Annotated in this window: 16 protein-coding genes and 1 pseudogene; 10 read left to right on the forward strand and 7 right to left on the reverse strand. The window is 58.8% G+C overall.

Annotated elements, in window-relative coordinates; genetic code table 11:
* Positions 1-182 precede the first annotated feature (182 nt).
* Positions 183-1817: a methyl-accepting chemotaxis protein gene (locus tag BK660_RS00120; RefSeq protein WP_123431520.1), complete on the reverse strand. Its 1635-nt coding sequence runs from the start codon at positions 1815-1817 to the stop codon at positions 183-185.
* A gap of 292 nt (positions 1818-2109) precedes the next feature.
* Between BK660_RS00120 and BK660_RS00125 the strand changes: the two genes are divergently transcribed.
* Positions 2110-2940, forward strand: coding sequence for an undecaprenyl-diphosphate phosphatase (locus BK660_RS00125; protein WP_027923530.1), 831 nt, complete (start codon positions 2110-2112; stop codon positions 2938-2940).
* Positions 2937-3368 carry a DUF1294 domain-containing protein gene (locus BK660_RS00130; RefSeq protein ID WP_123431521.1) on the forward strand — a complete coding sequence of 144 codons (432 nt, stop codon included), beginning with the start codon at positions 2937-2939 and terminating at the stop codon, positions 3366-3368. The genes BK660_RS00125 and BK660_RS00130 overlap by 4 nt, the downstream gene beginning before the upstream one ends.
* Here the strand turns inward: BK660_RS00130 and BK660_RS00135 are convergent.
* The gene (locus tag BK660_RS00135) at positions 3365-3724 is read right to left on the reverse strand and encodes an MmcQ/YjbR family DNA-binding protein (protein WP_123431522.1); all 360 of its coding nucleotides are present in this window, start codon (positions 3722-3724) and stop codon (positions 3365-3367) included. The two genes, BK660_RS00130 and BK660_RS00135, sit on opposite strands and share 4 nt — an antisense overlap.
* Positions 3721-4629: a LysR substrate-binding domain-containing protein gene (locus BK660_RS00140; RefSeq protein ID WP_123431523.1), complete on the reverse strand. Its 909-nt coding sequence runs from the start codon at positions 4627-4629 to the stop codon at positions 3721-3723. The genes BK660_RS00135 and BK660_RS00140 overlap by 4 nt, the downstream gene beginning before the upstream one ends.
* Positions 4630-4759: 130 nt before the next feature.
* Between BK660_RS00140 and BK660_RS00145 the strand changes: the two genes are divergently transcribed.
* Both BK660_RS00145 and BK660_RS00150 read left to right on the forward strand, forming a co-directional pair.
* Entirely contained in the window at positions 4760-5371 is a 612-nt protein-coding gene (locus tag BK660_RS00145) for an FMN-dependent NADH-azoreductase (RefSeq protein WP_123431524.1), read from the forward strand.
* Between the two features lie 249 nt (positions 5372-5620).
* Positions 5621-6658, forward strand: a complete 1038-nt coding sequence (locus BK660_RS00150; RefSeq protein WP_123431525.1) for an alpha/beta hydrolase family protein — start codon at positions 5621-5623, stop codon at positions 6656-6658.
* Between the two features lie 159 nt (positions 6659-6817).
* Here the strand turns inward: BK660_RS00150 and BK660_RS00155 are convergent, their stop codons facing one another.
* Positions 6818-8005 (reverse strand): MFS transporter, encoded by a 1188-nt coding sequence (locus tag BK660_RS00155; protein WP_123431526.1) that lies wholly within the window; start codon positions 8003-8005, stop codon positions 6818-6820.
* A 297-nt stretch (positions 8006-8302) separates the two neighbouring features.
* On the reverse strand, positions 8303-9892 hold the full coding sequence (locus BK660_RS00160) for an ABC-F family ATPase (protein WP_080943075.1): 1590 nt from the start codon (positions 9890-9892) through the stop codon (positions 8303-8305).
* 494 nt (positions 9893-10386) lie between these two features.
* Here BK660_RS00160 and lpxO point away from each other — a divergent pair, with 494 nt between their 5' ends.
* On the forward strand, positions 10387-11286 hold the full coding sequence (gene lpxO, locus BK660_RS00165; protein ID WP_123431527.1) for a lipid A hydroxylase LpxO: 900 nt from the start codon (positions 10387-10389) through the stop codon (positions 11284-11286).
* A 130-nt stretch (positions 11287-11416) separates the two neighbouring features.
* On the opposite strand, the gene ku is transcribed toward lpxO, so the two are convergent.
* On the reverse strand, positions 11417-12277 hold the full coding sequence (gene ku, locus BK660_RS00170) for a non-homologous end joining protein Ku (protein ID WP_123431528.1): 861 nt from the start codon (positions 12275-12277) through the stop codon (positions 11417-11419).
* 189 nt (positions 12278-12466) lie between these two features.
* Between ku and BK660_RS00175 the strand changes: the two genes are divergently transcribed.
* Together BK660_RS00175 and BK660_RS00180 are read left to right on the forward strand one after the other, a co-directional pair.
* Positions 12467-12817 (forward strand): hypothetical protein, encoded by a 351-nt coding sequence (locus tag BK660_RS00175; protein ID WP_123431529.1) that lies wholly within the window; start codon positions 12467-12469, stop codon positions 12815-12817.
* Between the two features lie 25 nt (positions 12818-12842).
* Positions 12843-13994: a PQQ-dependent sugar dehydrogenase gene (locus BK660_RS00180; RefSeq protein WP_123431530.1), complete on the forward strand. Its 1152-nt coding sequence runs from the start codon at positions 12843-12845 to the stop codon at positions 13992-13994.
* Positions 13995-14059: 65 nt separating this feature from the next.
* On the opposite strand, the gene rimI is transcribed toward BK660_RS00180, so the two are convergent.
* A complete protein-coding gene (gene rimI, locus BK660_RS00185; RefSeq protein WP_123431531.1) occupies positions 14060-15154 on the reverse strand; it encodes a ribosomal protein S18-alanine N-acetyltransferase in 1095 nt (364 codons plus the stop codon).
* A 92-nt stretch (positions 15155-15246) separates the two neighbouring features.
* Between rimI and BK660_RS00190 the strand changes: the two genes are divergently transcribed.
* From BK660_RS00190 to ilvA, 3 genes and pseudogenes are all read left to right on the forward strand, one after another.
* Entirely contained in the window at positions 15247-16821 is a 1575-nt protein-coding gene (locus tag BK660_RS00190; RefSeq protein WP_123431532.1) for a RimK family protein, read from the forward strand.
* 7 nt (positions 16822-16828) lie between these two features.
* Positions 16829-17752 (forward strand): magnesium transporter CorA family protein, encoded by a 924-nt coding sequence (locus BK660_RS00195; protein ID WP_123431533.1) that lies wholly within the window; start codon positions 16829-16831, stop codon positions 17750-17752.
* Between the two features lie 382 nt (positions 17753-18134).
* Positions 18135-19130, forward strand: a pseudogene (ilvA, locus tag BK660_RS00200) (threonine ammonia-lyase, biosynthetic); the annotation flags it as partial.
* Between the last annotated feature and the right edge of the window lie 26 nt (positions 19131-19156).

Raw genomic sequence — 19156 nt, forward strand, 5'->3', positions numbered from 1 at the left:
GATTGTACCGGCAGGCGCCTCGGACGTGTAGCAGCTGTCGAGCAGCGCTCTGTGGCGAGGGGGCTTGCCCCCGCGGGGTTGCGAAGCAGCCCCCTAATTCTTGAGCGTTTCCATAATCGTGCCAGCGCGGCGCACTGGAACGGGGGCAAGCCCCCTCGCCACAGGGTTTATCGTGTGTGCGGTTACACGCGAAATTGCTTGAGCAATCCGTTCAACTGCTCGCTCAGGTCTTTGAGTCGAACACTCGCCACACTCGATTGCTCCGCCGCCAACGCAGTGCTGTGGGACAGCCCCGCAGCCTGGGTCACGTTCTGGTTGATATCCTCCACCACATGGGCTTGCTGCAACGTCGCGCTGGCGATAGACGCGTTCAGCCCGTTGAGGTTGCGTAACGCCTGGCCAATCGCATTCAGGCTCGCACCGGCCAGGCCGGCCTGTTCGATGGTCAGTTGTGACGCGCGGCTGCTGTCACCGATGACCTTGACCGCGGCTTCCGAATGGCTTTGCAGGCGTTCGATCATCGACTGGATCTCTGCTGTGGACTTCTGCGTGCGCTGGGCCAGCAGGCGCACTTCATCGGCCACCACCGCGAATCCTCGACCCTGTTCACCGGCCCGGGCGGCTTCAATGGCGGCGTTGAGGGCGAGCAGGTTGGTTTGCTCGGCGATGGAGCGGATCACCTCCAGGACGCTGCCGATCTGCGTGCTTTCCGTTGCCAGGGTGCGAATCACTTCGACAGCCTGATCGATGGTGCCGGACAGTTTGTCGATCTGCTGCAAGCTCCCGTCGATGTTGATCTGGCCCTGCTGCGCCTGGGATTCGGCGTCGCGCATTTCGCTGGCCGCATGCTCGGCGTTTTTGGCCACATCCTGCACGCCATAGGTCACTTCATTAATAGCCGTGGCCACCAGTTCCATTTGTTGGGACTGTTTCTGGCTGCGTTGCTGAGCCTGGGCGGCGTCACTGCCCAACTCACTGGACGACTGACCCAGTGCGCTGGCGGACACCTGCAGCTCGGTGACCACCAGGCGCAGCTTGGTGGTAAACGCGTTGAAGTGCCGTGCCAGTTGCGCCACTTCGTCCTGGCCGTGGGTATCGAGGCTGCGGGTCAGGTCACTTTCACCGCTGGCGATGTTGGCCATGGCGTTCACGGTGTCCTGGAGCGGGCGAACGATACTGCGCGCGATCAGGATGACCAGCAGCGCCATCACCAGCGCAATCACCACGCCGACGAAGGTGGCCTTCCACACTTGGCCATTGAATTCGGCTTGCATGTCATCGATGTACACGCCCGAGCCAATCACCCAGCCCCAGGGCTCGAAGAGTTTGACGTAAGAGGTTTTTTCCACCGGGGCACTGGCGCCCGGTTTCGGCCAGCGGTAGTTGACCATGCCGGCGCCCTTGGCCTTGGCCACGGCGACCATTTCGTTAAACACCGCAAAACCGTCCGGGTCGCGGATAGCCGAGAGGTTCTGGCCGTCCAGCTTGGGGTTGGCCGGGTGCATGATCATCACCGGCGTCAGGTCGTTGATCCAGAAATAGTCATTCTGGTCATAGCGCAGCCCGCGAACCGCGGTCAGTGCCTGCTTCTGTGCGGCATCGCGGGTGAGGGTGCCGGCTGTTTCCAGGTCATGGTAGTAATTCAGAATGCCGCTGGCGGTCTGTACCACGTGCTGGGTTTTCTGGGCCTTGGCCAGATAAAGGTCGTCGTGAATCTGTTTGAGCATCAACACGCCCAGCGTCAACAACATCACTACCGACACGATCAAGATGAGCCACAAGCGTCGGCTGATCGACACACTGCGCAAGCTGTTCATAACGCTGTCACTCCAGTTTTCTTTTTATTGTCATAAACGATTGCCAGCATCCAACCACGCTTTGCCGGTCGGGCATAGGCGACCCAAGTCGTATTCCGCGGCAGCGTTTTAAAGGCTTGTCTGATAGGATTTCGGCCCCGCGCGGAAAAACCTGAATCACGCTCGACTTTCACGGAATTTTTACAGTTTCGTCTGGATCCTGTGCGCGCGGAACTTCAACTACGCTCAGCGCAATGAACGTTTAAAAAAAACTAACGGGGCATGCCTGGGGGCATTGTTTCTTGGGGGATTGATGGATCTTTGGACCGCCTTTCAGGCATTGATACTTGGCGTAGTAGAAGGGCTGACAGAGTTTCTGCCCATTTCCAGTACCGGGCACCAGATCATCGTGGCCGACTTGCTCAACTTCGGTGGTGAACGGGCTATCGCGTTCAACATCATTATCCAGTTGGGTGCAATTCTGGCGGTGGTGTGGGAGTTTCGTCGCAAGATTCTCGATGTGGTGACCGGTTTGCCGACGCAACCGAGCGCCCGTCGTTTCACCGCCAACCTGCTGATCGCCTTCATGCCGGCCGTGGTACTGGGGGTGATTTTCTCCGACCTGATTCACCATTACCTGTTCAACCCGATTACCGTCGCGACGGCGTTGGTGGTGGGCGGTGTGATTATGTTGTGGGCCGAGAAACGCCAACATCAGGTGCATGCCGAAACGGTCGACGAGATTACCTGGCAAGATGCGCTGAAAGTCGGTTTCGCCCAGTGCCTGGCGATGATTCCAGGGACCTCGCGTTCCGGGTCGACCATCATAGGCGGGTTGCTGTTTGGCCTGTCGCGCAAGACCGCTACCGAGTTCTCGTTCTTCCTGGCGATGCCGACCATGGTCGCGGCGGCGGTGTATTCGGGTTTCAAATACCGCCACCTGTTCGTGCCGGCGGATTTTCCGGTGTTCGCGATCGGTTTCGTGACGGCCTTCATCTTCGCGATGATCGCGGTACGAGGCCTGCTCAAGTTCATCGCCAGCCACAGCTACGCAGCGTTCGCCTGGTACCGCATCGTGTTCGGCCTGGTCATTCTGGCCACCTGGCAGTTCGGCTGGGTTGACTGGTCTGCGGCCAAGCCATGAGTGACGCCGGCAGGCGCCACGATCCTGGACGCAGGTCCGGGGGCGAGCGCATCCAGCATCCACGGCTAAAACTGCTGGTTTTCGCAGCGTTGTGCGCGTTGCCGCTGTTTGGTTCGGTGTCGCTCTGGCTGCGCGGGGTGTCGCTGATTCCGCTGGCGGCGTACGGGATTGTCAGTGTGCTGGCGTTCTTCCTGTACTGGAGCGACAAGCGCAAGGCCCGCGCCGACGCCTGGCGCACGCCGGAAAACGTCTTGCACGCAGTCGAACTGGCCGGTGGCTGGCCCGGCGCCTTGCTGGCCCAGCAGGTGTTTCGGCACAAGACCCGCAAAGTCTCCTATCAACTGTTGTTCTGGCTGATTGTGTTGCTGCACCAGGTGTTCTGGATCGACCAGATGTTTCTCGGCGCACACCTGTTGGCCTTGTTTTAAAGCAGCAGTCCTACCCGGGTGCGTTTGGGCAGTTTGCTCGCCACCAACTGGTGGGACCGTTGCAACAAACCTTGCAGCTCTTCAGCGCCCAGCGGGTAGGGCGTTTGCATGATGATCCACTGGGCCCTCGCCAGATAGGGGGCCGGGTGGATGCCTGGTCGGTCGCAATGCCCCAGAAACAGGTCCTTGTCGACTTTGAACGCCAGGGAATCGCCGCGCAGGTTCTGCAACGCGAACATCTTGTTCCCGGCAATCGAAAACACCCGCACTCCGCCCCATTTATAGTCTTCCCGCGCACCCGGTAGCGCGAGGCAGAATTGCGCGACATCCTCTTCGCTCATACGTCCAGCCTTCATATCAATCGGTCCCCACACGCATTGAATGTTTCGATCAAATGGTCGAGCCAGGCGCGAACCGCCGGCATCACCCCGCGCCGGTGAGGGTAGACCGCTTGCAGCCAGCCGCCAGGCAATGACCAATCGGGCAGCAGTTGAACCAGCGAGCCGTCTTCCAGCTCCGGCTCGCAATACATCATCGGCAACATCGTAAAACCCTGACCGGCGAGGGTGCAGGCCTTGCGCACGATAAAGTCGTCGATGCCCAGCCGCGCTTCGAGGCTGAGTTCGACACTTTTGCCCTGTTGATCCAGCAAGCGGATATGCACCATGCGGTCGGCTTCAAGGGCGCCGAGCACGGGGAGGGTTTTCAGGTCGTCGGGGTGATTGATTTCACGCCCGTGCAAAAACGCCGGGGTGGCGACCATGGCCATTTGTGCCTGGCGCAGGCGTCGGGTCACCAGCAGCGGATCTTCGTCGCCCAGTTCACGCACGCGCAAGGCGACATCGACGCCTTCGGTTACCAGGTCGACCCGGCGATTGAGCAGCATGACTTCAAGTTGCACCTGCGGGTATTTCTCAAGAAATCGGGCGATAACCGTCGGCAGCATTTCATGCGCCAGGCCGACGGGGCAGGACACTCGCAAGCGCCCACGCGGTTCGCTGGACATGCTGGCCACCGCTTCATCGGCCATCTCCGCTTCCAGCAGCATCGCCTGACAGTGCCGCAAATAGCGCTCGCCCACGGCCGTCAACTTGAGTTGGCGGGTGGTGCGTTGCAGCAGGCGAGCGTTGAGGCGTTCTTCCAGTTCGGCGATGCGCCGCGACAGGCGCGACTTGGGAATCCCGAGCAAACGCCCGGCGGCCGCGAAACCGCCGGCTTCCACCACCTTGGCGAAATAGTAGAGATCATTGAGGTCTTGCATGACGGCAGTCCGATTGTTCTATCAGTGGGACGAACTATCGCATTGTTGCGGTCTAATCAGCCATTGGTTTCGCCTGTAGGATTCACTCCATCAGATCGCCCCGTGGCGGTCCTCACCTGGAGATCCCCACATGAAACTGTTGCATATCGATTCGAGCATTCTTGGTGACAACTCGGCTTCCCGTTTGCTGAGCAGCGAAGTCGTCAAAGCCTGGCAGACCGCTGAGCCTAACGCCGTGGTCACTTACCGCGACCTGGCCGCCGATGCCATCAGCCATTTCTCCGCCACGACACTGGTTGCTGCGGGCACTACCGCTGAACTGCGCGACGCCGCCCAACAGCACGAAGCCGAGCTGAGCGCCACCACCCTGGCCGAATTCCTCGCTGCCGATGCCGTGGTGATTGCCGCGCCGATGTACAACTTCACCATCCCGACCCAACTCAAGGCCTGGATCGATCGCATCGCCGTTGCCGGTCAGACCTTCCGTTACACCGAAGCCGGCCCAGAAGGCCTGTGCGGTGGCAAGAAAGTCGTGATCGTTTCGACTTCCGGTGGCCTTCACGCCGGTCAAGCCACTGGCGTGGCTCACGAAGAGTACTTGAAAGTGTTGTTCGGCTTCATCGGCATCACCGACATCGAGTTCGTGCGTGCCCATGGCCTGGCCTACGGTGATGAAGTGCGCACCAAAGCCATGAGCGACGCTCAAGCGCAAATCAGTGAGCAATTGTTCGCCGCCGCGTAAGGCTTGCGTAAAAACGCAAAACTGCTCAGGCAACACCCCAAAAAACTCTGTATTCTGGTCACGCAAGTGCCAGATACGGAGTTTTTTGTTTCTGGCCGTTTCAGGTTGTGGCCCAGGTTATGCAACAGGGGGTTAACGCTCCCGTTCTGCAACGACCTTGATGGCCGCGATTGCTGGTACAAGGCCGCTGCCTCGATCAACCGAGGAGAACGGGCTTTCCGGTCAAGTAACAAATGGTGGGGCATCCTTATGGTGCGTCTTTGTGCAACGTTACTGTTTTGCCTGCTCAGCAGCCTGAATTCAGTGCACGCCGCGCCTGCGCCGCATCCTCACTGGAGCGTCGGCTTCCATGAGATGAGTTTTCTCGACCCGCTCGATTTGCAACCGATGCACGCCATCGCTTTCTATCCCTCCAGTGACCGCGAACACACCAGTAAAATCGAGGGCTACACGGTCGAAGCCGGTGAAGACATCCCGGTGGCTATCGGCCGTTTCCCGATGCTGATGCTGTCCCATGGCAACACCGGAACCCCACTGGCCCTGCATGACCTCGCCACCTCGCTGGCACGCAAAGGTTTTGTGGTGGTGGCGGTGGTCCATCCCGGTGACAACTCCAAAGATCACAGCCGCCTCGGTACATTGAGCAACCTTTACGGTCGCCCGATCCAGATTTCCGAAGCCATTACCGCCACCTTGGGCGATCGCATGCTCGCGCCGTTCGTCAATGCCAATCAGGTCGGCGTGATTGGCTACTCGGCGGGCGGGGAGACAGCGTTGATCCTCTCCGGCGCCACGCCAGACCTGGATCGTCTGCGTCGGTATTGCGAGGAACGCCCGGACGATCGTGATGCCTGCAACACCAAGGGTGAATTGATTGTCGATCGTGACGACCTGCAACCTGTGGCCGACCCGCGGGTGCGCGCCTTGCTGTTGATGGCGCCGTTGAGTTTGAAATTCGGCCGTCACACCCTGGCCGACGTGCATGTACCGGTGCTGCTGTATAGCGGTGACGGCGACAAACTGGTGGCCTTCGACAAGAACGCGGCTGCACTCGCGCGTAAGCTGCCGATTGCACCGGATTTCAAATTGCTGGCGGGGGCCGGGCACTTCGTGTTTATGGCGCCGTGCAACGAAGAGCAGATCGCGGCCATGCCGGCGTTGTGTACCGATGCCGACGGTGTCGACCGCGAAGGCATCCATCGCGACATGATTTCCGAGGCTGGGCGATTTTTCTCTCGCACTCTGGGCATCGCCACCCGCGCCGGCCTGCAAACCGCAGATCAGTGAACACCACAACCCTTGTAGCAGCTGGCGAAGCCTGCGTCCGGCTGCGCAGCAGTCGTAAAATCAGCCGCTACGGTGTTTCATATAGACCGTGTTATCAGGGTTTACGACTGCTACGCAGCCGGACGCAGGCTTCGCCAGCTGCTACAGGTCGCGTGTCGGCTAGGCCATTGCGCGGCGTTTCAGTAGCAGGGTCAACGCCAATCCGGTCACCGACAACAACGCCGCGCTAAAGAAAATCCACGTATACCCCAGGTTCAACGCCACCGCGCCCATCAGCGGCCCGGCGATAGCCAGTGCCAGATCAAAAAACACCGCATAAGCACTCAAACCCGCACCGCGACTGGAGTTGGGCACCTGTTTGATCGCTTCAACCCCCAGCGCCGGATAGACCAGTGACAGGCCAAAACCGGTCAGCCCTGCGCCGATCAGTGCGTAACCCGTCGAAGGCGCCAGCCACAGCAGCACCAGGCCCACGGTTTCAATGCTCATGCAGGCAATGGCCGAGGTGAATCCGCCGAAACGGCTGATGCTGGAGATGAACAACAGCCGCGCCAAAATGAAGCAGACACCGAACACGGTGAGGCAATACGCGGCACCGGCCCAGCCACGGCTGACGTAATACAGGGTAATAAAGGTGGTCAGCGTGCCATACCCGATGGACGCCAGACTCAGGCTCGCCCCAAACGGCGCGATTCGCCCGAACACCGCCCAAAAGGGCAGCCGCTCGCCACGAATCACCGGCACCGAGGGTTTGTTGCGGATCAGCAACAGCGCGGCAAGCGCCAACAGTGAGAGCGCGATTCCCAAACTGGCGAAACCATACTCGGCGACCATCACCACCCCCAACGGCGCGCCGATGGCGATGGCACCGTAAGACGCGATGCCGTTCCAGGAGATGGAGCGGGCGGTGTGCTCCGCGCCGACCTGGCCCATGCACCAACTGATGGTGCCGACGCCGATCAAGCCCTGGGCTATCCCGAGCAGCAAGCGACCGGCAATCAGGATCAACAGGCTTACCAGCGGCATGCTCTGCAGCAACGTCGAAATCAGCGTCAACACGCCGCTCAGCACAATCCCCGACAACCCATAGACAATCGCCCGCTTGGTGCCAATGCTGTCCGACATGCGCCCGGCCATCGGCCGGCTGAGCAGGGTGGCCAGGTACTGCGAGCCAATGGTCAGCCCGGCGATGATCGCGCTGAAGCCCAGTTGCTCATGAACATAGCCCGGCAACACCGCAATCGGCAGGCCGATGCAGAGGAAGGCAATAAAGGTATAAAAAACGATGGAGACGATCTGCAGGGTGATCGCCAGGGAGCTTTGCGGGGGCTGTTGCTGCGCAGACATGTGGGCTCGTTCGCGGGCGGCGGTGGGAGAGCTGCATCATGGCTTGGGCTGTGAATAAAAGGAAGCAGGCTAACTATTTTGTCTGACTATTTTTGGTTGTCCTTTAGGGCCCCTTCGCGAGCAAGCCCGCTCCCACATTTGCCCGCATTCTTAAAGGGAGAACTCGATCAAATGTGGGAGCGGGCTTGCTCGCGAAGGTTTCAGCACCAGAAAAACTGTCGCCATGAAATGCAAAAAGCCCCGTCACCAGGACAGGGCTTTTACTTGCCGCTTGCAGCTTTAAACTAATCGCTGCTCTTAAAACACTACACCCTGGCTACGCAGGTAATCGTCATAAGTACCGCTAAAGTCGATCACGCCACTAGGGCTCAACTCGATGATGCGGGTTGCCAACGACGATACAAACTCACGGTCGTGGCTGACGAAGATCAGCGTGCCCGGGTAATTCTCCAGCGCCAGGTTCAGCGCCTCGATGGATTCCATGTCCAAGTGGTTGGTCGGTTCGTCCATGATCAGCACGTTCGGCTTTTGCAGGATCAGCTTGCCGAACAGCATACGACCTTGCTCACCACCGGAGATGACCTTGACCGACTTGAGAATCTCGTCGTTGGAGAACAGCATGCGACCGAGGGTGCCGCGAACGATTTGCTCACCGCCCTGCGTCCACTGGCCCATCCAGTCGAACAGGTTGCAGTCGTCTTCGAAGTCGTGCGCGTGGTCCTGAGCGTAGTAGCCCAGTTCCGCAGCGTCGGTCCATTTCACAGTACCGGCATCCGGGGTCAGTTCGTTGACCAGGGTACGCAGCAGGGTGGTTTTACCGATACCGTTCGGGCCGATGATCGCCACGCGCTCGCCGGCTTCAACCTGGAAGCTGAAATCCTTGAACAGGGTCTTGCCGTCGAAGCCTTTGGCCATGCGCTCGACGATGACCGCCTGACGGTGCAGCTTCTTGGTTTGTTCGAAACGGATGAACGGGCTCACACGGCTCGAAGGCTTGACTTCGGCCAGCTGGATCTTGTCGATCGCCTTGGCGCGGGACGTGGCCTGCTTGGCTTTCGAGGCGTTGGCCGAGAAGCGGCTGACGAACGATTGCAGCTCGGAAATCTGCGCCTTCTTCTTGGCGTTGTCCGACAGCAGTTGCTCGCGGGACTGGGTCGCCACGGTCATGTATTCGTCGTAGTTGCCCGGGAACAGACGCAGCTCGCCGTAATCCAGGTCAGCCATGTGGGTGCACACGCTGTTCAGGAAGTGACGGTCGTGAGAGATGATGATCATCAGGCTGGAGCGCTGGGTCAGAATGTTTTCCAGCCAGCGAATGGTGTTGATGTCCAGGTGGTTGGTCGGTTCGTCGAGCAACAGCACTTCAGGATCGGAGAACAGTGCCTGCGCCAGCAATACGCGCAGTTTCCAGCCTGGGGAAACCTCGCTCATCGGGCCAAAGTGCTGCTCGATGCCGATACCCAGGCCCAGCAACAATTCACCGGCACGGGATTCGGCGGTGTAGCCGTCCATTTCGGCGAACTCGGTTTCCAGCTCGGCCACGGCCATACCGTCTTCTTCGGTCATTTCCGGCAGCGAGTAGATGCGATCGCGCTCGGCCTTGACCTTCCACAGCTCTTCGTGACCCATGATCACGGTATCGATCACGGTGAATTCTTCGTAGGCGAACTGGTCCTGGCGCAATTTACCCAGACGCACGTTCGGCTCGAGCATGACCTGGCCGCCGGATGGCTCGAGGTCGCCACCCAGGATTTTCATGAAAGTCGACTTGCCGCAACCGTTGGCGCCGATCAGGCCGTAGCGGTTACCCGCGCCGAACTTGACCGAAACGTTTTCGAATAGCGGCTTGGCGCCGAACTGCATCGTGATGTTAGCTGTAGAGATCAAAGGTTTTTCCTGCGAAGCATTCAGAGTAGCTAGGGTTGCGGCAGTACCGATTCAGTACCCGTTTCCGGTATTCAAACCACGGGAAATGCATCCCGGTCAGAAGCGGAAGGTCCATCTGGCAATAAGTGGACAGCAGCATATGGAGCGCTTGGCCCGAGTCGAAGTGCGCTGAGACGGGGTTCATTCCCGTCATCAACCAAGGGGGGCGCGTAATGTTTGGCGGCGATTGTACTGGTCTGGCTCTCTAAACGATAGGGCGTTGAGGCCGCTCGGGCGCATTGACAGTACCAGCGGACAGATTTTCACATTTGTAAGCTAACGATTTGTTACAGAGAGTGGCTAAAATGCGATTTTCCACCCGATGCCGACAACCGGCGCAGGCTCAAGGACGCGCCACCGGGTTCGCTGTTTCGTTTTCAGACGCTGCACAAGACCCTTGGCCACTGGGTTGGCCGGGAAGGCAGTTTGTTCACTTCAGCCGTGTGACGATTTCTGTGAAACTGACCATCGCCCTTGTTTACATATTCTCCATTGCGTACGTCCACCTGCGTGGTCGCGTGCGTCACAAGCTCGGCCGCCAGTTGAGTGATCACTCTTCGTTTTTGGCGCCGCTCAATTGCTTCCTTTATCTGTTCTCGAAAACCCCGAACAAGCCTTATCTCGATCCTGCGGATTTTCCTGATCTGAGCCCGTTGCAGGCGCATTGGCAAGAAATCCGTGCTGAAGGTCAGAACCTGCTGAAGGCGGGGGAGATCAAGCGCTCGGATCAATACAACGACGTTGGCTTCAACTCGTTCTTCAAGACCGGGTGGAAGCGCTTTTACCTGAAGTGGTACGGCGACAGCCATCCTTCGGCAATGAAACTGTGCCCGCGCACCACGGAACTGGTCCAGGGCATCGGCTCGATCAAGGCCGCGATGTTCGCGGAATTGCCGCCAGGCTCGAAATTGGTCCGTCACCGTGACCCGTATGCCGGGTCCTACCGTTATCACTTGGGCCTGGAAACGCCGAACGATGCCGGTTGCTACATCAATGTCGACGGCGAGAAGTACCACTGGCGCGACGGCGAAGCGGTGATGTTCGACGAAACATTCATTCATTACGCCGAGAACACCACGCAACAGAACCGGATCATTCTGTTCTGTGATGTGGAACGTCCGATGAAGTACCGCTGGGCGGCGGCGTTTAACGGGTGGTTCAGCCGTAACGTGATGTCGGCGGCCGGGGCGCCGAATGACGAGGGTGACAGGACGGGGGGGATTAACCGTTTGTTCACCAAGGTCTACAAGATTCGCTTGCGGGGTAAAGCGCTGAAAAAGCGTAATCGCAAGCTCTACTATGCTCAGAAGTGGGCGATTTTTGGCGGGTTGCTGGCGGTGTTTGTGTTGATCTGAATGATGTGTTGTGCCGTTTGACGCCTTCGCGAGCAAGCCCGCTCCCACAGGGCATTTGTGTTCGCCGCGAATCCAATGTGGGAGCGGGCTTGCTCGCGAAGAGGCCCTGACAGCCACCACAAAACATCAATCAGCCACGAGAAGTCTTCGTGGCTTTTTTGTTTGCGGCAGGTTTTGCGGCCGGCTTCGTTTTGCCCGTACTCTTGCCGCCAAGACTACGCTTAAGCAACTCAGTCAAATCAATCACATCCGCCGTTTTCCGTTCCTCCTCACCCGTCGCCGTCTCGACATCCTCAATCTTGCCTTCATTGGCCTTTTTCTCCACCAGCGCCATGATCTTGTCTTCGAAACTGTCGCGGTAGTCTTCAGGTTTCCAGTCCGCGCTCATGTCCTGCACCAGACGCTTGGCCATATCCAGTTCACCCTTGGCCAGTTCGGGTTTGGTCACTTCGCTCCCCAGTTCAAGGGTATCGAGGCTGCGCACTTCCGCCGGCCAACGCAACATTACCAGCACCATCGCCGACTCCAGCGGCATCAATGCCGCCAGGTGCTGGCGTGTGTGCAACACCACGTGGGCGAGCGCGACTTTATTGGTTTTGCTCAACGTTTCGCGCAACAACGCGTACACCTTGCCGCCGCGTTTATCCGGGGCGAGGTAGTAGGGCGTATCGATGTTTTGCAGGGGAATCTGTTCACTGTCGACAAAGGAAAATATGTCGATGGTTTGCGTGGATAACGGGTGCGCCGACTTGATTTCCTCTTCGCTGAGGACCACGTACCGTCCCTTCTCGTACTGCACGCCTTTGACGATGTGCTCCTTGGTGACTTCCTTGCCAGTGACCTTGTTCACGCGTTTATACCCGACCGGCTCCATGCTGCGGCTGTCGAGCCAGTCGAAATCCACCCCCTGGGAAGACGTCGCCGAGACCAGCGCCACAGGGATATGCACCAGCCCGAAACTGATTGCGCCTTTCCAGATTGCCCGTGCCATGGTCGTCTTCTCGCGAGTGATGATCAGGTGACCTGTGGCCTGAGGCAAAAGTTTCAGCCAGTTGTGGGCCCCGGCCGGGCGGGGTGGTCGTCTCGTCTTACATCTTGTGAAGGAGGTTTTAGTTAACAAATCCGAACCTCGGGCGTAGCGTGCTATCGAAGACCCTATCCACGTCGAGAGGCTCGCCCCATGAACAGATATGTACTCGGCTGCTGCACTGTGCTGGCGCTGAGTGGTTTGCTGAGCAGCCTGGCCCAGGCTTCGCCACCCTCGTCATTGCTCCTGGCACAAAGCCCAACGGGGGTTTCGAGCAATCCCTACAACAGCCCGATTCGCCGCGCCAACCCGAACAGCATGCAAGGCTCTCAATCCAGCGCCCCGGCCATTCGTGGGCCCAACACCATGCCAGTGCCGCGTCCGCCGACGCTGGACAACGGCGGCATCGGCAACCGCTATCCGCAAAGCCAACCGGCCCCCTCCAGCCAACCTAAATTCATTCCCAATCCACCTCAGCGAGATACAGGCACCAACAACCGTTGAACCGAAACGACAAAAGGAAGCGTGCATGTTGCGTAAAACCCTCCTGGCCACCCTGTGTGCCAGCGCATTGATCACCGCCGCGGCGCCTGTCTTCGCGGCATCGACTCAGGAACTGGACAGCGAACAGGGCACCCTCGAAGTCACCACGATCACCAAGGGGCTTGAACATCCCTGGTCGGTCGCCTTCCTGCCGGATCGCAAGGGCATGCTGGTTACCGAACGGCCCGGCAACCTGCGCGTCGTCAGCGTCGACGGCGAACTCTCCGGCCCGATCGATGGGGTGCCGAAGGTCTGGGCCAAGGGGCAGGGCGGATTGCTGGATGTGGTGCTGTCCCCCGACTTCCGGCAGGACCGCACGGTTTACCTGTCGTATGCAGAAGGCGGCGGCGCGGGTGACAAGGCAGGCACGGCGGTCGGTCGAGGGCAATTGTCCGAAGACCTGAAAACCCTCAAGGACTTCAAAGTGATCTTCCGCCAGGAGCCGAAGCTCTCTGTCGGCAACCACTTCGGTTCGCGACTGGTGTTCGATCGTGACGGCTATCTGTTCATCACCCTCGGCGAAAACAACGATCGGGCAACCGCTCAGGACCTCGACAAGTTGCAAGGCAAAGTCGTGTGGATCTACCCGGACGGCAAGGTGCCGGACGACAACCCCTTTGACGGTCAATCCGGCGTGCGTCCGGAAATCTGGTCCTATGGCCAGCGCAACCCGCAAGGTGCAGCGCTGAATCCCTGGACCGGCGTTCTCTGGGAGAACGAACACGGGCCACAAGGCGGAGACGAGCTGAACATCATCGAACGCGGCAAGAATTACGGCTGGCCGCTGGCAACCCACGGCATCAACTATTCCGGCAATCCGATCCCGGAAGCCAAGGGCAGGACCGCCGTAGGCACCGTGGCGCCGCACCATGTCTGGGAAAAATCCCCGGGATTGAGCGGGATGGCGTTCTACGACGGGGATCGCTTCAAGGCCTGGCAGCACAATGTGTTTATTGGTGCGCTGGTGAGCCAGGAGCTGATTCGCTTGCAGTTCGATGGCGATAAAGTGGTTCACGAAGAGCGCCTGCTGGGTGAACTCAAGGCGCGGATTCGCGATGTGCGGCAAGGCCCGGATGGGTACTTGTATGTATTGACCGATGAAGACGACGGCGCGTTGTACAAGGTTGGCCTGAAATAACCCGAGCCGCTGCATGCCCCCTGTAGCAGCCGGACGCAGGCTTCGCCAGCTGCTACAGGGACGATTCAGCGTTGGGAGAGAATCACCGCCGCCCGCAACTTGCCCCGGCCAAAACTGCTCATCTTCTCGAACTCCCCATGACTCACCGGCAAATGCTGGCAGTCCATGGGCTGGCGATGCTGGCTGTGGTCGACATCCGGATCATGCAGGTACACAAACTCCTCATCGCAGTCAGTGACGATGACCCAATGCGGTGATTTGGAGCGGGTAAGCCGATAGCTGCTGATCAACACCAACGGCTGGCCAACGTCATTCAGCAAGCGCGGCAAGTCCAGCGGGCCGCCGATCACCTGCTCGACATCCGTAGCCTGCAACTGCGCGGTGAACTCTTCGTGCACCAGGCGCATGACGTCTTTTTTATGCTCGTCACGCACCCCATCGAGAAATAACGGCCCGGACATGCTCACTTGCAGACGCACGCCAAATCCGCGATTCCATGCGGCCAACGCCAGGCCTTGCGGGCTGCAACCGCCGTGACCTGAGGTCATGAACACGGTCGTCGCCTCGCGCCAGAGTTGCAGCTCTTCGCGGCGTTCCAGTTTCCGGTCTTTTTGCAGCGCGCCCATGGCCATCAGCAGGCAGGCCGGGCCGCAGGTGAAATCGGTGGTCTGCGGGTAATACGGGACCTTGATGTTTCTTGAATCACGGTGCTGGAGAATGCGTTTCTCCAGACGCAACGCATCGGCGTGGTCCTGGTAATAGTCATGGATCAGCGCGAAACGCCGGTATCCGTTGCGTTCGTACAGAGCAATCGCCGCTGGATTGTCCATGCGCACCTCCAGCCGCACGTAGGCACAATCGTGTTCCAGCGCACAGGCTTCGATGCGTTGCAGCAGCTGCTTGCCCAATCCGCTGCCACGCGCTTCGGCGGCAATCGCAATCGAATAGAGACGGGCCAGCGACGTGCCCCGATGAAACAACACCACGGCGTAGCCGACCAGTTGCTCGTCCCGCTGTGCCACCAGCAACTGTCCGTGTGCCCGAGTGATCATCCATTGAAAGCTGCGACTGGTGAGCCGGTCCGTGGTGAAACATTGCTGTTCAAGTGCCAACAATGCAGGTAAGTCTTCAACTACCGCCAAGCGAAAGACAAGATTCATATGACCGCCGTAAAAGTTGCGTAACGAAACGGGACTTTCGAAAAAGTTCGTGCTTAATAGGAAAGGTCTTGTTCTCCAACGGATCAATCACTATGTCAGCGGTACAAGGTCATTGGCGCGAAGTATCCGAGCAAACTTCGCCGGCGGCAACTTTTTTAAATGAAGCAGTCAGCACTTCAAGCCAGTTGATTATCATCGTCGAACGCAAGGAAGACTGGGCCTCCTACTTTCCCAGTGAAGACATCGTCACCGCCCAGGAATACCTCGAAAAGGCCCACGACAACGGGCAAGGCAAACGGGTCCAGGTGATCAACCTGTGCCGCAGCTACAAGTACCTGGGGCACGGTTATTACTGCTCGCTGCTGGCGGAAGCGCGGGGGCACAAGGTCATTCCGTCGGTGCGGACCATCAGCGAACTGACCAAAAAATCCTTGTACGGGCTATCGCTGGATGATCTGGAAAAACCGCTGGAAAAAGCCCTTACGCATCATCTTTACAGCGACACCGAAGGCTTTACCCTGACCCTGTATTTCGGCAAAACCAATATCGAACCCTTGCAAGACTTAGCGCGACAATTATTTGAAGTATTTCCATGTCCAATCTTGTTAGTTGAGTTTCGTCGAACTAACGGTTGGCACATTGAAGGCGTCAAGTCTGGCGCACTGCACAAGTTGCGAGAAGACCAGGAAGATCAATTCGCCCACTCGCTGGACAGTTTCAGCCGCAAGATCTGGCGCATGCCACGCTCACGGCGTTTGGCCCGTTATGACTTGGCCATCCTCCACGATCCGTTGGAAGCATTGCCACCGTCCAACCCCAAGGCACTTGAAAACTTCGTACGCGTCGGCAAGACCTTGGGCATCGATGTGGAACTGATCGAGCGCAAGGACTACGCGCGCATTGCCGAATACGACGGCTTGCTGATCCGCGAGACCACCAGCGTCGATAACCACACCTACCGTTTTGCCAAGAAGGCCGAGAGCGAAGGGCTGGTGGTAATGGATGATCCTGCGTCCATCCTGCGTTGCACCAACAAGGTCTACCTGACCGACCTGCTCAAAAGTCATCAACTCGGCATGCCGGCCACCGAAATTCTCTACAAGGAGCGACCGGAAGATTTCGAACGGGTCGGCGAGCGCCTGGGTTTCCCTTTGGTACTGAAGATCCCCGACGGGTGTTTCTCTCGAGGCGTGATCAAGGTTGAAAGCCAACAGGCGTTGCTGGAAGCCACCGCCGAACTGTTCGAACACTCGGTGCTGTTGCTGGCGCAGGAATTCTTCTACACCGAGTACGACTGGCGCATCGGCGTACTGAATCGCAAACCGATCTTTGCCTGCCAATACTTCATGTCCAAGGGCCACTGGCAAATCTACAACCACAAGGCCAAAGGTCAGGACATCAACGGCGAATGCCGCACACTGGCGGTCCACGAGGCACCGCGCGCCGTGGTGGAACTGGCGGTAAAAACCGCCAATCTGATTGGCGATGGACTGTATGGCGTCGACCTCAAACAGTCCGGCGACAAGGTGGTGGTGATCGAGGTCAACGACAACCCGAACATGGACGCCGGCATCGAAGACGCTTACTTGCAGGACGATTTGTATTCGTTGGTGCTGGAAGAGTTCGTCCGTCGGCTGGAGCTCAAGCGTCGCGGCCAGGCCTGGTGATCGCTCGATGATCAAGAGCTTTCAACTGACCCACGGCGCCCTGCAATCAGTCGAACGGCTGGACGCCGAAGTGATGCTGTTCAGCAATCCGGATGCCGCCGAACGCGATCTGCTGCACAGCCATTTCAAACTCGATGAACACGCGTTGGCTTCCGCCCTCGACCCGGACGAGGTGTCGCGCATCGAGTTCCATCCCGACAATTTGTTCCTGATCTGGAAACGCCCGGAAAACTATTCCGGCGCCGACAGCCTGGCGTTTGAAGTGTCGTCGTGTGGGTTGTTGTTTTGCGAGCACCGGTTGTTGGTGATCGCCACTGACGACTCACCGCTGCATGGGCTCGGCACCCGGCAGCGGTTGAACACGCCGTTGGATGTCTTGCTTGATCTGCTGTTCAACAACATCCATCACTATTTGGGTCACCTGAAGGTGATCAAACTAGTTGCCCGGGAGTTGCAGCAAAAATTCAACGCCTCGATGCAGAACCAGCACCTGATCCAGATGTTCAACCTCAGCGAGAGCCTGATCTATTACATCAACGCGATTCACAGCAACGGTGCGGTCCTGACGCGGCTGCGCAATCACGCGGCCAAGGAACACTTCAGCGCCGAGGCGATCAGCCTGATCGACGACCTGATCATCGAAAACAACCAGTGCTACAAACAGGCGGAAATCTACTCCACGGTGTTCTCCGGGCTGATCGACGCCCGGGGCAACCTGATGAACAACAGCATGAACAACCTGCTGCGCAAACTGACGCTGATCAACGTGGTGTTTCTGCCATTGAACCTGATCGCCAGCATTGGCGGCATGTCCGAGTTCAGCATGATGACCGCAGGCACGCCGTGGTGGGTGTCTTATCCGTTGTTTCTGAGCGCGATGATGCTGGGGGCGGGGGTGATGGTGTTGGGACTCAGGCGGTTGGCGAAATGAATGGGTTGGCAGGTCCGGCCCCTTCGCGAGCAAGCCCGCTCCCACATTTAACCGCGTCCTTCGGGAAATACTCGGTCGAATGTGGGAGCGGGCTTGCTCGCGAAGGCAATTTCAAGAACACACCTTCCGACCCTGCAGCCCCCGAACGACGAGATACAGAGTCAGCACCCTACACAAGCCCACGAAAATTGACCATTGACTTGCCATCCCCCCAAAGGCTAATTTTCCAGCCATGACTTCCACCGTATTGCGCTGCCAGCCAAGCATTATTACCGCCATTCCTTATCTGGCGGGCTAGCTCACGACTGCAGCACCCAACCCGCCCTAGAGGCGGGTTTTTACTTTCTGTCTCCAGGGCCCCGAACACAGCCAGGAGACGACCATGACCAGCACGCTCGCCCAGCAGACCTTGCTTGAGCATTACGTAAAAAAGATCCTCGCCGCGCCGGTGTATGAATTGGCGGTGCGCACCCCGTTGCAAGCGGCGCCGGCGCTTTCCGAGGCGTTGGGCAGCCAGGTGCTGCTCAAGCGCGAGGACTTGCAGCCGACCTTTTCCTTCAAGATTCGCGGTGCCTACAACAAGCTGGTGCAGCTAACCGACGAGCAAAAAGCACGCGGCGTGATCACCGCGTCGGCGGGCAATCATGCCCAAGGCGTGGCGCTGGCGGCGAAAACCTTAGGGATTGCCGCGACCATTGTCATGCCGCTGACCACGCCGGAGCTGAAAGTGCTTGGGGTTCGAAGTCGCGGGGCCGAGGCGGTGCTGTATGGCGAGAGTTTTCCGTTCGCCCTCGACTATGCGTTGAACCTGGCCGAACACACCGGTCGCACGTTTGTGTCGCCCTTCGACGACCCGGACGTGATTGCCGGGCAGGGCACCGTGGCGATGGAAATCCTGCGCCAGCATCAAGGCCCGCTCGATGCGATCTTTGTGCCGGTGGGCGGTGGAGGTTTGATCGCCGGCATCGCCGCGTACGTGAAATACCTGCGACCTGAAGTGCGCATTATCGGCGTCGAGTCGGAACATTCGGCGTGTCTGGCGGCAGCGCTACAGGCGCACGAGCGGGTTGTGCTGCCGAGCGTCGGCACTTTCGCCGATGGCGTGGCGGTGGCGCAGATCGGCGCTTATGGCTTTGAAGTCTGCCGGTTTTGCGTCGATGAAGTGTTGACGGTCAGCAATGACGAACTGTGCGCCGCGATCAAGAACATCTATGACGATACCCGCTCCATCACCGAGCCCTCGGGGGCGCTGGCCGTGGCTGGAATCAAAAAGTACGTCGCGCAAACCGGTGCCCGTGGTCAGACACTGGTGGCAATCGATTCAGGGGCGAACATCAACTTTGACAGTCTGCGCCACGTGGCCGAACGCGCCGCTATCAGCGGCGTCCCGGCGTGAGGCAGGAA

This window comes from Pseudomonas brassicacearum (assembly GCF_003732265.1).
In the GTDB taxonomy this organism is placed as follows: Bacteria; Pseudomonadota; Gammaproteobacteria; order Pseudomonadales; family Pseudomonadaceae; genus Aquipseudomonas; species Aquipseudomonas brassicacearum_D.

Bases quoted from the DNA above. Each gene is read 5' to 3' on its own strand.
- BK660_RS00120 (WP_123431520.1), bottom strand. From the start codon at position 1,817: ATGAACAGCTTGCGCAGTGTGTCGATCAGCCGACGCTTGTGGCTCATC.
- BK660_RS00125 (WP_027923530.1), top strand. From the start codon at position 2,110: ATGGATCTTTGGACCGCCTTTCAGGCATTGATACTTGGCGTAGTAGAA.
- BK660_RS00130 (WP_123431521.1), top strand. From the start codon at position 2,937: ATGAGTGACGCCGGCAGGCGCCACGATCCTGGACGCAGGTCCGGGGGC.
- BK660_RS00135 (WP_123431522.1), bottom strand. From the start codon at position 3,724: ATGAAGGCTGGACGTATGAGCGAAGAGGATGTCGCGCAATTCTGCCTC.
- BK660_RS00140 (WP_123431523.1), bottom strand. From the start codon at position 4,629: ATGCAAGACCTCAATGATCTCTACTATTTCGCCAAGGTGGTGGAAGCC.
- BK660_RS00145 (WP_123431524.1), top strand. From the start codon at position 4,760: ATGAAACTGTTGCATATCGATTCGAGCATTCTTGGTGACAACTCGGCT.
- BK660_RS00150 (WP_123431525.1), top strand. From the start codon at position 5,621: ATGGTGCGTCTTTGTGCAACGTTACTGTTTTGCCTGCTCAGCAGCCTG.
- BK660_RS00155 (WP_123431526.1), bottom strand. From the start codon at position 8,005: ATGTCTGCGCAGCAACAGCCCCCGCAAAGCTCCCTGGCGATCACCCTG.
- ku (WP_123431528.1), bottom strand. From the start codon at position 12,277: ATGGCACGGGCAATCTGGAAAGGCGCAATCAGTTTCGGGCTGGTGCAT.
- BK660_RS00175 (WP_123431529.1), top strand. From the start codon at position 12,467: ATGAACAGATATGTACTCGGCTGCTGCACTGTGCTGGCGCTGAGTGGT.
- BK660_RS00180 (WP_123431530.1), top strand. From the start codon at position 12,843: ATGTTGCGTAAAACCCTCCTGGCCACCCTGTGTGCCAGCGCATTGATC.
- rimI (WP_123431531.1), bottom strand. From the start codon at position 15,154: ATGAATCTTGTCTTTCGCTTGGCGGTAGTTGAAGACTTACCTGCATTG.
- BK660_RS00190 (WP_123431532.1), top strand. From the start codon at position 15,247: ATGTCAGCGGTACAAGGTCATTGGCGCGAAGTATCCGAGCAAACTTCG.
- BK660_RS00195 (WP_123431533.1), top strand. From the start codon at position 16,829: ATGATCAAGAGCTTTCAACTGACCCACGGCGCCCTGCAATCAGTCGAA.